This window comes from Ancylobacter sp. IITR112 (assembly GCF_041415945.1).
In the GTDB taxonomy this organism is placed as follows: domain Bacteria; phylum Pseudomonadota; class Alphaproteobacteria; order Rhizobiales; family Xanthobacteraceae; genus Ancylobacter.
This window is the reverse complement of sequence record NZ_JBGCUS010000001.1, coordinates 3,963,639-3,975,907: the sequence shown is the minus strand read 5'-3', so window position 1 is coordinate 3,975,907 and position 12,269 is coordinate 3,963,639. Positions and strand designations below refer to the sequence as shown.

Below are 12,269 nucleotides of genomic sequence, written 5' to 3'. Positions count from 1 at the left end.
CCACCGCCGCATGTCGCGTTCACTCATGATGTCGGAAAGGTCGGGCGCGTGCCGGCGCCGTCACTTCTCGGAGGCGATCTCGGCGGTCATCTGCGCCGCGGCGCCGTCCTCCGCCACAGACGGGGCAGCGGCCCGCGCGGGCTTGGGCGCCACCGCACGCTCGGCGAGACGGGTTCGGCCGCTGCCGCCGCGCTTGAATTCGCACCACAGCCGGTCGGCCCCGGCGAGATTGCCGCGGAAGCTGACCTTGTCGGTCTTTTCCAGCTCGAAGCAGGGCTGGAAGGCGATGCCCTTGAGCTTGGCGCACACCGACTCGCCACGCACCATGATGGTGCCGGCCGGCAGCGTCACATAGCGCGTATTGCCCTTGCCGCGAATCTGGATCGTGCCGGCGACCGAGCCATCGGGCAGAATGCGCCCCGCCCCCACCGTGCCCTCATAGCAGGTGTAGGAGAAGGTTTGCCCGACGACGAAACGCTGCGCCTCCTGTGCCGTCAGCGTCTCGGCCGATGCGGAGAGCGGCAGCGCGACGGTGGCGGCGAGAAGGGCGGCGGCCGGCAGGGCGGAACACAGGCGCATGAGGATGTCCATCGCTCGGTGAGTTTTCACGATGCGCTGCGAAGGGCCCACCTTGTCAAGGTCGCACGGCGAATCAGCCCGGTCTGCCGGGGCACGCGACGCGCCTGTGTGGCCCCTTCGCAACGGGATCGGTACCACGATCCCTAAGGTGAAGCATCGCGGTTAACAGCTCGCAAATGCCCGCCACAGCTCAGCCCGCCGCCGGCACCGCGCCGCGCGCCACCGGCTTCTCGATGATCGGCAGGTTGATGGCGGCGGAGGCAAAGCTGAGCGCCACCGCCAGCCACCAGACGAAATCATAGGAGCCTAGGCTCTCATAGAGCAGCCCGCCGAGCCAGACCCCGAGAAAGCCGCCGACCTGATGGCTGAAGAAGGCGAAGCCGTAGAGCATGGCGAGATAGCGCGTGCCGAACATCAGCATCACCAGCCCGGAGGTCGGCGGCACGGTGGAGAGCCAGAGCAGCCCCAGCACGACGCCGAAGCCGATCGCCGTCACCGGGCTCGCCGGCAGCAGCACGAAGGCGATGATGGCGAGGCCGCGGGCGAAATAGATCGCCGCCAGCAGAAAGCGGCGCGGCATGCGGCTCGACAGCCAGCCCGAGCCGAGCGAGCCGACCATATTGGCGAGGCCGATCACCGCCAGCGTCCAGCCGCCCACCGTGATGGAGAGGCCGCGGTCGATCAGATAAGCCGGCAAGTGGGTAGTGACGAAAGCGAGCTGGAAGCCGCAGGTGAAGAAGCCGAGCACGAGGAGCACATAGCTCGGATGGCGGAACGCTTCGCCCAGCGCGGCGCCGATCGACTGCTGGCGCTCGCCCGCCTTCGGCGCCGCCGGGGCGTTGGACAGCGCCAGCGCCAGCGGCATGATCAGCAGCATGGCGAGGCCGAAGACCAGCAGCGTCTGGTGCCAGCCAATGGTGGTGTTGAGCCCGGCCGCCAGCGGCGGAAACAGGAACTGGCCGAAGGAGCCCGCCGCCGTGCCGGCGCCGAAGGAGAGCGGGCGCCAGCGCTCGGGGAGCATCTTGCCGAACGCCGCCAGCACGATGTTGAACGAACAGCCCGACAGGCCGAAGCCCACCAGCACGCCGGCGGAGAGATGCAACAGACCCGGCGTCGCGGAATAGGCCATCAGCGCCAGCCCGGCGGCGTAGAGCGTGGCACCGAGGCACAGCACCCGGGTGACGCCGAAGCGATCGGCCACCGCGCCGGCGAAGGGCGTGCCGACGCCCCAGAGCAGGTTCTGAATGGCGATGGCGAGGCCGAACGTGTCGCGCCCCCAGCCATACTCGCCCGTCATCGGCAGCATGAAGAGGCCCGAGGAGGCGCGCGGCCCGAAGCTGAGCATGGCGATGAGGCAGCCGCACAGCACGATCAGCAGCGGGGCGCGGGCGGCAAGGCTGGGGCGGGGAGCGGTGCTGGCGGACATCGGAGCCTCGATTCGGCGCGGCACGGCGCAGGCCGCCGTGATGGTGAAGCTAGCGCCGCTGGCGCACCGCTGGAAAACGAATAATTTTCAGGATGGGCATCAGCAAAACCGATGAATGGCCGCTACGGTGCAGGCGGCGGTGCCCCACTACAAGCATGTGAGGCTGCTGCGCCACACCTACCGGCAATTGCGGCGGGTGACGGGGGCGTGATCACCCTGTTCACGAACTTTGCCATGCTTCGCCTGTAGGTGAGGATCATTGCCCCATTCGCCGTTCCCCCACCTCTTCTCCCTGCGTGCGCCCCCATGCTTCTCGACCGCCGCCTGTTCCTGATCGCCTCGCCTCTCGCCCTCGCCGGTTGCGCCACCACGCGCGAGCCGGTGGCGAGCCGTATCCTGCCGCCCGCCATGGACCCGCAATATCTGCGCATGTACGCGGCGATCAATGACGAGCCGTTCCCGGTGCCGGCGGTGGATCTGACGCAGATCGACCCGCGCTTCCTGCGCCAGGAAGTGGCCTATTCGACCCGCTACCAGCCGGGCACCATCGTGGTCGATCCCAATGAGCGCTTCGCTTATCTTGTCATGGCCAATGGACGGGCGCTGCGCTACGGCGTCGGCGTGGGCCGCGAGGAAGGCTTCAATTTCCGCGGCGAAGGCGTTGTCGCCCGCAAGGCGGAATGGCCGCGCTGGACGCCGACCCAGGCGATGATCGCCCGCGAACCGGAGCGCTACGGACCCTATGCCGGCGGCCTGCCGGGCGGCCCGACCAACCCGCTCGGCCCCCGCGCGCTCTATCTCTACAAGGACGGACGCGACACCTATTATCGCCTGCACGGCACCACCGAGCCCTGGACCATCGGCACGCAGGTCTCGTCCGGCTGCATCCGCTTCATCAATCAGGACATTATCGACCTCTACCGCCGCGTGCCGACCGGCACTCGGGTGGTGGTGCTGCCGGCCACGGGCGTTCCGGTCGGCTGAGCCGCGGCGGCCCGGGCACGGCGCCCGCCGCGCCCTTTTCGCCACTACACGTCATGCCCGGGCCCGGCCCGGGCATCCGCGCCTTCTCCTTTATGCGGGCACCAATCGTGGATCCCCGGGCCAAGCCCGGGGATGACGGCGGGAGGGGCCAAGCCTGGGGGTGAGGGCGAGATGGGCCAAGCCCGGGGATGACGGCGAGCGGCGGGGCATCATGTGCCGCGCGGGCGATGGCTGGGGCCGCCCAGCCTCCTCAAGCCAGCCCCTCACCCCAGCCTGATTTCGAACGGCTCGTTCTCCATCGCCTCGCGGCCGCGGCCGATGGCGGCGATGGCGGCGCGCATGCGGCCCTGCCGGCCGAGCACGCCATCGGCGATCTCCACCAGCAGCGCGTTTGGTGTGGCGATGGGCGAGGCGGCGCGCAGCGCCTGAGCGATTTCCGCCTCGTCCCGCTCCGGCGCCAGGGCGCAGGCGGCGATATAGGCCGAGGCGGTGGAGCGGCTCACCCCGAGATAGCAATGCACCACCAGCGGCGCCTGACGCGGCCAGCGGCGGGCGAAGCCGAGAATGGCCTCGACATGGTCGAGCGAAGGGTGGATCAGCCCTTCCTGCGGGGCCAGAATGTCGTTGAAGCCGACGAAGAGATGGTTCTCCGGCCGCACCGTGGCCGGAAGCGTCACCGGCGTGGCGACATTGATCACCGAGAGCACATGCTCGGCCCGGGTGCGGGCGACGGTCTCCTCCAGCCGCGAGAGCGGGCAGACATGAATCATGAGGCCTCCGCGACCAGTTCCTCGAAGCGGGCGAGGAAGCGGGCCTTTGCCTCGCCCGCGCTCCACGGGGTGAGGTAGTCCCGTTCCAGCGCGCTGTCGAGCGGGCAGGGCGTGCCGAACAGCCGCCGCGCCTCCGGGATGGCGAAGCCGGCGAGCCGCGTCGCCTCCAGAAAGGCGCTGGCGCGGTCGGCTGCCTTCACCCGCGCGGTCAGCGTCGCCGGCCACTGCACCGGCAGTCCGAAGCGCAGGCTCACCGCCGCCAGCAGCCGCGCCTCCACCGCCTTGTAGTCGCCGCCGATCACCGCCTTGAACGGGCTGATCATGTCGCCGACCACATATTCCGGCGCGTCATGCAGCAGCATGGCGAGCCGCCAGCGGCGATCAATTTCCCCGCCCCGCGCCGCTGCCTGACGGCGGGCGATGAGTTCCACCAGCACCGAATGCTGCGCCACCGAGAAGATGTGCTCGCCGGCCGTCTGGCCGTTCCAGCGGGCGACGCGGGCGAGGCCATGGGCGATGTCCTCGATCTCGATATCGAGCGGCGAGGGGTTGATGAGATCGAGCCGCCGGCCGGACAGCATGCGCTGCCAGGCGCGCACGGGTTTCGCCGCCGCCTTCTTTGCGGGTGTCATCGCGTCGGCAAGGCTCATCGCGCCGCCCTCACGCCCGCGCCGCCGACGCATCTTGGCTCGCCCGCCCGTGCCGGTGGCAGGTCACGGCGTGATCGTCGACCATGCCCACCGCCTGCATGAAGGCATAGACGATGGTCGGCCCGACAAAGTTGAAGCCGCGCTTCTTCAGTTCCTTCGACATGGTGATGGCGACGGGAGAGGTCACCAGCGCCGGGGCGTCCGGCGCGCGCCGATTGTCGAGCACCGGGCCGTTAATGCCCCAGAGCAGCTTGGCGAATCCCGGCCCGCGCTCCTGAATGTCGAGCCAGACCTGTGCCGAGCGTATGGTCGATTCGATCTTGGAACGGTTGCGCACAATGCCGGCATCCTGCATCAGCGCTTCCACTTTTTCCGGCCCGTAGCCGGCAATGATCTCCGGCTGGAAGCCGTCAAACGCCGCGCGAAACCCCTCGCGCTTGCGCAGAATGGTGATCCAGGCCAGCCCGGCCTGAAAGCCGTCGAGGATCAGCTTCTCGAACAGCGCGCGGTCGTCATATTCCGGCACGCCCCATTCGGTGTCGTGATAGGCGACATAGAGCGGATCGGTGCCGCACCAGGCGCAGCGCGTCACGCCATCTTCATGCGTATGGACCTTCACGCCCCCTCCTCCGTGCCGGGAATGGCGAAGTGCGCCCAGCCCGGCCGTTCGGGCACCAGCGCGGCGCCGTCGGCTTCAACGGTCTGGCCGGCGGCGCGCGCCTCCTCCAGCCGGTCGAGCCGGATCAGCGCCAGCGCGCGGCCGTCGATGCCCGAGCCGAGGCGGCCCAGCGTCTTGCCGCCGGCGGTGATCGGCGTGCCCTCGGCTGGCGGCGGACCGCACAGGGCCACCGGAATGATGCGCGTGCGCGCCGTGCCGCGATGCTGCATGCGGCTGACGATTTCCTGCCCGACATAGCAGCCCTTGTCGAAGTCGATGCCGCCGAGCTGGTCCATGTCCGCCTCGTGCGGGAAGGCGTCGCCATAGAGGAAATCCTGACCGCCCTCGGGCACGCCGAGGGCGATGCGGTGCGCATGCCATTCCGCTTCCGGGACCATGGAAATCTGCGCCGGTTCGGCGGCGGGCAGCAGGAAGCGCCGGCCGAGCGCAGGCAGGCGCGGGTCGTCATAAGCCAGCGTGTCAATGAGCGGGCTCGCCCCGCCCCAGGCCACGCCGACGGCGAGATCGTCGAGCAGGCCGATCTCCACCTTGGCGCGCAGCCGGTAGAGCTGCAGCCGCTTGAGAAGGTCGGGCGCCACCGCGCGGGGAAGATCAAGCCGGTACCCGCCTTCGGTCGCCCGCACGATCATGTCGGCGATGATCTTGCCCTGCGGGGCGAGCAGCGCGGCATAGCGTGCGGCGCCCGGCGCGGGGGTGCGGGCGGTGAGCAGATTGTCGAGGAAATGCGTAGCGTCTGCCCCGGCAATGCGGGCGACGACGCGCTCCTTCAGGATCGCGATCGGCATGGAGGCGCGCTCCGAATGTGCGGGCCCGGCAGGTCGGGCAGGTCGAACGAGAGGTACGACGCAGCGCTGCGGCGGGCAAGCCCAAAGAAACAAATCAGGAACACATACGCCTGCGCCGTGCGCACGCGCAAGCGAAGCGGCGACAGGCGGTTGTCCGCCGCCGGGGACGCCCCATCTTGAGGCAGGCGGGCCGGCTCCGGCCCCCTCGGCCCGTCCTATCGGGTCCATCGGACCCATGTCACAGGGAGATTTGCATGTCCGGCACCGTTCTCTTCACCGGCACCGCCACCGCCGTCGGCGGCCGCAACGGCCATTCGCAGACCAGCGACGGCTCGGTCTCGGTCGATCTCGGCATGCCGAAAAACGGCGTGCTCGATTCCGGCAAGACCACGCCCGAGCACCTGTTCGCCACCGGCTATGCCGCCTGTTTCGGCTCCGCCGTGGAAGCCGTCGGCCACCAGAAGAAGCTGGATGTGACCGGCGCCGCCGTCACTGTCGCGGTGTCGCTGGTGAAGGGTGATGACGGCTTTAGCCTCGCCGCCAAGCTGTCGCTCACCGCCCCCGCCCTGTCGCCGGAACAGACCCGGGAGGTGCTGGAAGCCGCGCACCAGATGTGCCCCTATTCCAAGGCGACGCGCGGCAATATTCCGGTCGAGCTCAGCGCCGGCTGAATTCTCCTGCGCGCACCTTGATAATGATGTCATCCCGGACGGCCGCAGGCCGATCCGGGATCGCAGGCCGTTCGCGGTTCTGAAGCCTATCCCGGCTCTCCGGCTTCGCCGGCGGCCGGGATAATGGCAAAGGGGCAGCCGCGCCTGCCGGCTCAGGCCGAGCGGCGCAGCTCGCCCGTGCCGCCCTGCGCCACCAGTTCGCCGAGGCTCGGCAGTTCCACCGGGGTGCCGGTAGGGCTGACCAGGCCGCGCGCGCCGGCAAGCGCGCCGGAGATCAGTTCCAGCCCGAGGAAGCGGCTGCGGTCGAAGGCGCCGGGCAGCCACAGGCCCTGCGTCAGCGCCGGATCGAAGCCGAAGCGGGCATAATAAGGCGCATCGCCCACCAGCAGGATCGCGCCATGGCCGAGCCGGCTCGCCTCGCAAATGGCGGTGTTCATCAGCGCGCCGCCGAGGCCGCGATCACGGAACCAGGGATGCACCGCCAGCGGGCCGAGCAGCAGCGCCGGACGGCCGGGACCGGCCGTCACATGCCACAGGCGCAGCGTCGCCACCACGCGCCCATCCGGGCCGTGCGCGGCGAAAGCGAGGCCCTCGGCCGGCTTGCGGCCTTCGCGCAGGCGCTCGCTGGTCTTGGCGAGGCGCGCCGCGCGGCCGAAGGCGAGGTCGAGCAGCGCCTCGCGCTGGACGACATCGGCGGCCGTCTCAAGCGAGATGGCGGGGGCGGTGAGGGCGGGCGAGAAGGTGGACATGAGCGGCCTCCAACACCCGGGATGGACCGGGCAAAAGAGGGACAGGGAATTGTGAGGATGCGTCATCCCGGCCGGCGCCGAGGCGGGAACCGGGATGTCCTTGGAGCGGGCCGCGACCCGCTCAGATCACGTAGGATCGCAGCGGATCGAAGCCGTTGAACGCCACCGCCGAATAGGTGGTGGTGTAGGCGCCGGTGGCCTCGATCAGCACCTTGTCGCCGATGGCGAGCGACACCGGCAGCAGGACCGGGGTCTTCTCGTACAGCACGTCGGCCGAATCGCAGGTCGGGCCGGCGAGCACGCAGGGCTCCACCGCATCGCCGTCGCGCGGGGTGACGATCGGGTAGCGGATCGCCTCGTCCATGGTCTCGGCGAGACCGCCGAACTTGCCGATGTCGAGATAGACCCAGCGCACCGAATCGGTGTCCGACTTCTTCGAGATCAGCACCACCTCGGCCTCGATCAGGCCCGCCGCGCCGACCATGCCGCGGCCCGGCTCGATGATGGTCTGCGGGATGGCGTTGCCGAAGTGCCGGGACAAAGCGCGGAAGATCGCCTCGCCGTAGGCCTCGGCGGCCGGCACGTCCTGCAGGTACTTAGCCGGGAAACCACCGCCAAGATTGACCAGCGACAGCGAGAAGCCGCGCAGGGCGCATTCGCGGAAGATCGCGCTCGCCGAGGCCAGCGCGGAATCCCAGGCTTCGACATTCTTCTGCTGCGAACCGACATGGAAGGAGACGCCATGCGCCTCCAGCCCGAGCCGGTGGGCGTGCTCCAGCACGTCGACGGCCATGTCGGGCTCGCAGCCGAACTTGCGCGACAGCGGCCATTCGGCGCCGGCGCCGTCGCAAAGGATGCGGCAGAACACCTTGGAGCCGGCGGCGGCGCGGGCGATCTTCTCGACTTCCTCGGTGGAATCGACCGCGAACAGGCGCACGCCCAGCTCGAAGGCGCGCGCCACATCGCGCTCCTTCTTGATGGTGTTGCCGAAGGAGATGCGGTCGGGCGTGGCGCCGGCGGTGAGCGCCATCAGGATCTCGGCGACCGAGGCGCAGTCGAAGCAGGAGCCCATCTCGGCCAGCGCCGAGAGGATGGCCGCGTCGGGATTGGCCTTCACCGCGTAGAAGACGCGGGTGTCCGGCAGCGCCCGGGCGAAGGCGGCATAATTGGTGCGCACCACGTCGAGATCGACGACGACGCAAGGACCGTCCTCACGTCGGTTGCGCAGGAACTCGCGAATACGGTCGGTCATGGCGCTCTCCCACAGACCCGAAGCCTCGATCCAGATGAAGCGGACATGTGGATGCGAACACCCTCACGCGGCGCCAATGGGCCGCGTTGATGGCGAGAATACGCATCCGTCCGCCGGCCGCGCGGCAGGAGCCGTTCGGCCGTTCGGAATGGAGCCGTGGCATCAAGGCGAAGCTGCGCGCATGTGGAGAGCGCCAGCGTCGTCGGATGCCTTCGCTTGGTACGGGAGACCCGACCGCACGCCCGGCAAGAAGTAGTGCCTCTTCAGTTTCCCGACCTTTGGAGGGCCGACAGAGACTAAAAAAGCCCGTACGTCGTTGCTTCAAGTCACGTTCCCCGCTGAGAGCGAGGTGCGCCGGTTTCGCCTCCGGCTACCGATCTGACTGGCGATTTTCCGGCCTCTTGTCCGGACTTCCGCCGATCGGCACGCGACCACAGGCACGTGCGAATGTTGGGCAGGGCGGGATGTAGGACCCTATGCTGTCATATGCAAGCGGGTTTTGCGTTTTTTATCGCATACGCCCGATATATCGGCATGCACGCCGATGAGGCGGAACGGTGCGCCGGCAAAAGGCCGGCCGGACGTCAGCCCTCGACGAAGGGCTCGATCGACTTCGCCTTCATCACGAAGCGGTAAATGCCGTAAATGGCGAGCAGGGCGAAGGCGCCTTCGAAGATGAGCTCCCACATCACGCTGGCCTCGAACAGGGCGGCGAGGGCCCAGCCGGCGGCAAGACCGGCCCCGATCAGCTCGGCGCCCAGCAGGATCGCGGCGCTCCCCACCGTGCTGACATTGTCCCAGCGAATGCGTCGGCCCGTGCTCATCGCGTCCCATTCCGTCTACTTCGGCGGCGCGCAACCTGCTATGCCCGGCGGCGCGGGTCAAGCGGCCGGGCGGCCGCGCGGACACGGGCGGAGGCGGAACTGGCTCACGATCGGCTTTATGAGAGCGTGCGCGCTGGCGGCGGCATGGTCGCCGCCCCCCATGGGCAGGCCGCCGAGGCCGGCCGCGCCGTGCTGGAAGAGGGCGGCAATGCGGTGGAAGCGGCGCTCGCCGCCGCCGCGGCGCTGACGGTCGTCGCGCCGCATCTCGCCTCGCTCGGCGGCGATTGCCTGTGGCTGATTCGCGATCCCGCCGGGCGCGTCACCGTCATCGACGCCGCCGGGCCCGCCGGGGCGGGCGTGTCGGCGGCACGCATGCGCGCCGCCGACCATGAGGCGATCCCCCGGCGCGGGCCGCTCGCCGTGCTCACCGTGCCCGGCGCGGTCGGCGGCTGGCTGCGGGCGCAGGAGGCCGCACGCGCCTTTGGCGGACGGATGCCGACGCGGCGGTTGATGGAATCGGCGATCGAACTGGCGCAGGCCGGTCGCAATGTCTCCCCCGCCCAGCAGCGGGCGAGCGAACAGGCGCGGGCCGAGCGCGACGCGATGCCCGGCTTCGCCGCCGCCTTCCTCGCTCCCGACGGCACGGCGCCGGCCACCGGCACGGCGCAGCGCTGCGCCCGGCTCGCCGACACGCTGGACCATCTCGCCGCCGCCGGGCTTGACGATGTCTACCACGGCGACGTGGCGCGCGAGATGGCGGCGGATCTGGAGCGGGCGGGCAGCCCTCTGGCACGGGCCGATTTTTGGGCCTATCGCGCCCTCACCCGGCCGGCGCTCAGCGTCAGCCTGCCGGGCCTGACGCTGTGGGCGCCGCCGCCGCCGTCGCACGGGCTGGAGACGCTGCTCACCCTCGCCCTGTTCGGCCGCCTGGAGGTGACGCAAGGCGAGAGCCCCGCCCATCTGCACGGGCTGATCGAGGCGGGTGCCCTCGCCGCCCGGCTGGCCGCGCCGGCGATCACCGATTCCATTGTCGTCACCGCCGATCCCGCCGCTCTGCTGGCGCCGGAGGCGCTGGCGCGCGAGGCGGCGGGCATCGACCGTCACCGCGCCACGCCGGGTCCGCGCCACGCCGCCCCCGCCGGGGTGCCGGGCAGCGGCTGGATCGGCGCGGCCGACCGCAACGGGGTGATGGTGTCGGCCGTTCATTCGCTGCACGACGCCTTCGGCGCCGGCCTCGTGCTGCCGGCGACGGGGGTGCTCATGCATAATCGCGGCGCCGCCTTTTCGCTCGATCCGCGCGCGCTCACGCCGCTGCAGCCCGGCCGCCGCCCGCCGGTGACGCTCAGTCCCGCCTTCGCGTCGCTGCCGGACGGGCGTGTCCTCGCCTTTGGCAGCGGCGGCGCGGACGCGGCGCAGACGTCCGCCATCGTGCTCAGCCGCCTGCTCTTCGGCACCCCTCTCGGCGCCGCGCTCGCCGCCCCGCGCTGGCGGAGGGGCGAACGGCTGACCATCGAGGCGGGGATCGACGAGGGCATCAAAGACCGGCTCGCCGCCGCCGGTCACGATGTCGAGATCATCGGCGCGCCATTTTCCGATGCGATGGGCCATGCCGGCGCGGTGATCCGGCATCCCGGCATGGCGGAGCTGGAAGGCGCCCATGACCCGCGCGGCGACGGCGAGGCGCGCGGGCTGTGAGCCGAGCCGCCTGCCTCGCCACTTCATCGAACGGTCACAACAACATGCGAGACGCGCCGCCATGGACGTGATTCTCACCAATGCCCGCCTTGTTCTGGACGACCGCGTGATCGACGGCACGCTGGTCCATGGGGAAGGGCGCATCCGCGCGATCGACGAAGGCCGCTCGCAGCTTTCCGCCGCCATTGACTGCGAGGGCGCTTTCCTGGCGCCTGGGCTGATCGACCTGCACACGGACGCGCTGGAAGGCCATTTCGTGCCGCGCCCCAAGGTGATCTGGCCCGATGCCCGCGCCGCCGCGCTGGCGCATGACGCGCAGATGGCCGCCTCGGGCGTCACCACGGTCTATGACGCCATCTGCGCCGGCGGCTTCGACCAGGCCAAGGCCGACCGCCGGGCGCTGTATGAGGTGATGCTGGACGCGGTCGATTCCGGCGTCGAGCGCAACCTGTTCCGCGTCGACCACCGCATCCATCTGCGCTGCGAACTCACCGACCGCACCCTGCCCGATCTCGTCGATGCCGCGCTGGGGCGCCCGACGCTGGCGCTCGCCTCGCTGATGGACCACACGCCCGGCACCCGCCAGTGGCGCAATGTCGAGCATCTCAAGGTCTATCTCACCGGCATCGGCAAGAGCGGCGGCGACATCGACGCCGAGGTCGCCGACCGCATCGAGCGCGCACGCGGCGCGGTGGCGGAAAACTACCGGCGGATGGTGGCCCTTTTCGCCTCCTCCGGCCTCGTGCTGTCGAGCCATGACGATACCACGCCCGCCCATGTCGACGAGGCGCTGGCGGCCGGCTGCACCATCTCCGAATTCCCGACCACGCTGGAAGCGGCACGGGCCGCCCATGAGCGCGGCCTCGCCACCATTGGCGGCTCGCCCAATGTGGTGCGCGGCGGCTCGCATTCCGGCGGCGTGTCGATGCGCGACCTCGCCCGCGAGGGACTGCTCGACGCCCTCGCCTCGGATTATGTGCCGGCCAGCCTGCTGCAGGGCGCGCTGGCGCTGACCCGCACCGCCGGCCTTTCTCTCCCCGCCGCCATCGGCCTCGTCACCGCCGCCCCGGCCCGGCTGGCCCGGCTGGAGGATCGCGGGCGGCTGGAAGAGGGGCTGCGCGCCGATCTGGTGCGCTTCCGCCTCGCCGACGACACCCCCCGGATCGACGAGGTGTTCGTCGCCGGGCGGCGCGTGTTCTAGGGGG

Annotated in this window: 13 protein-coding genes; 4 read left to right on the top strand and 9 right to left on the bottom strand. The window is 70.2% G+C overall.

Annotation, left to right across the window (positions count from 1 at the left end):
• Window positions 1-60: 60 nt before the first annotated feature.
• The gene (locus AAC979_RS18880) at window positions 61-579 is read right to left on the bottom strand and encodes a hypothetical protein (RefSeq protein WP_371348424.1); all 519 of its coding nucleotides are present in this window, start codon (window positions 577-579) and stop codon (window positions 61-63) included.
• Window positions 580-769: 190 nt separating this feature from the next.
• Window positions 770-2,005: an MFS transporter gene (locus tag AAC979_RS18875; protein ID WP_371348423.1), complete on the bottom strand. Its 1,236-nt coding sequence runs from the start codon at window positions 2,003-2,005 to the stop codon at window positions 770-772.
• 306 nt (window positions 2,006-2,311) lie between these two features.
• Here AAC979_RS18875 and AAC979_RS18870 point away from each other — a divergent pair, with 306 nt between their 5' ends.
• Window positions 2,312-2,989, top strand: coding sequence for a L,D-transpeptidase (locus tag AAC979_RS18870; RefSeq protein ID WP_371348422.1), 678 nt, complete (start codon window positions 2,312-2,314; stop codon window positions 2,987-2,989).
• A 263-nt stretch (window positions 2,990-3,252) separates the two neighbouring features.
• Here AAC979_RS18870 and AAC979_RS18865 read toward each other — a convergent pair whose 3' ends face one another.
• From AAC979_RS18865 to AAC979_RS18850, 4 genes are read right to left on the bottom strand one after another with little or no spacing between them, the layout of a single operon-like run.
• Window positions 3,253-3,759, bottom strand: coding sequence for a tyrosine phosphatase family protein (locus AAC979_RS18865; RefSeq protein WP_371348421.1), 507 nt, complete (start codon window positions 3,757-3,759; stop codon window positions 3,253-3,255).
• Window positions 3,756-4,391, bottom strand: coding sequence for a YfbR-like 5'-deoxynucleotidase (locus tag AAC979_RS18860; RefSeq protein ID WP_371349098.1), 636 nt, complete (start codon window positions 4,389-4,391; stop codon window positions 3,756-3,758). The genes AAC979_RS18865 and AAC979_RS18860 overlap by 4 nt, the downstream gene beginning before the upstream one ends.
• 28 nt (window positions 4,392-4,419) lie before the next feature.
• Window positions 4,420-5,028: a DNA-3-methyladenine glycosylase I gene (locus AAC979_RS18855; RefSeq protein ID WP_371348420.1), complete on the bottom strand. Its 609-nt coding sequence runs from the start codon at window positions 5,026-5,028 to the stop codon at window positions 4,420-4,422.
• Window positions 5,025-5,873, bottom strand: coding sequence for a folate-binding protein YgfZ (locus tag AAC979_RS18850; RefSeq protein ID WP_371348419.1), 849 nt, complete (start codon window positions 5,871-5,873; stop codon window positions 5,025-5,027). The genes AAC979_RS18855 and AAC979_RS18850 overlap by 4 nt, the downstream gene beginning before the upstream one ends.
• A 254-nt stretch (window positions 5,874-6,127) precedes the next feature.
• On the opposite strand from AAC979_RS18850, the gene AAC979_RS18845 reads away from it, so the two are divergent.
• On the top strand, window positions 6,128-6,544 hold the full coding sequence (locus AAC979_RS18845) for an Ohr family peroxiredoxin (protein WP_371348418.1): 417 nt from the start codon (window positions 6,128-6,130) through the stop codon (window positions 6,542-6,544).
• A gap of 152 nt (window positions 6,545-6,696) precedes the next feature.
• Here AAC979_RS18845 and AAC979_RS18840 read toward each other — a convergent pair whose 3' ends face one another.
• The 3 genes from AAC979_RS18840 to AAC979_RS18830 all read right to left on the bottom strand — a co-directional run bounded on the left by AAC979_RS18840 (window position 6,697) and on the right by AAC979_RS18830 (window position 9,369).
• Window positions 6,697-7,293, bottom strand: coding sequence for a GNAT family N-acetyltransferase (locus AAC979_RS18840; protein ID WP_371348417.1), 597 nt, complete (start codon window positions 7,291-7,293; stop codon window positions 6,697-6,699).
• Between the two features lie 121 nt (window positions 7,294-7,414).
• Window positions 7,415-8,545, bottom strand: coding sequence for a type III PLP-dependent enzyme (locus AAC979_RS18835; RefSeq protein WP_371348416.1), 1,131 nt, complete (start codon window positions 8,543-8,545; stop codon window positions 7,415-7,417).
• 584 nt (window positions 8,546-9,129) lie between these two features.
• Window positions 9,130-9,369 (bottom strand): hypothetical protein, encoded by a 240-nt coding sequence (locus tag AAC979_RS18830; RefSeq protein WP_371348415.1) that lies wholly within the window; start codon window positions 9,367-9,369, stop codon window positions 9,130-9,132.
• Window positions 9,370-9,513: 144 nt separating this feature from the next.
• On the opposite strand from AAC979_RS18830, the gene AAC979_RS18825 reads away from it, so the two are divergent.
• Together AAC979_RS18825 and AAC979_RS18820 are read left to right on the top strand one after the other, a co-directional pair.
• The gene (locus AAC979_RS18825) at window positions 9,514-11,064 is read left to right on the top strand and encodes a gamma-glutamyltransferase family protein (RefSeq protein ID WP_371348414.1); all 1,551 of its coding nucleotides are present in this window, start codon (window positions 9,514-9,516) and stop codon (window positions 11,062-11,064) included.
• A gap of 61 nt (window positions 11,065-11,125) precedes the next feature.
• Window positions 11,126-12,265, top strand: coding sequence for an alpha-D-ribose 1-methylphosphonate 5-triphosphate diphosphatase (locus AAC979_RS18820; protein ID WP_371348413.1), 1,140 nt, complete (start codon window positions 11,126-11,128; stop codon window positions 12,263-12,265).
• Window positions 12,266-12,269: the final 4 nt, after the last annotated feature.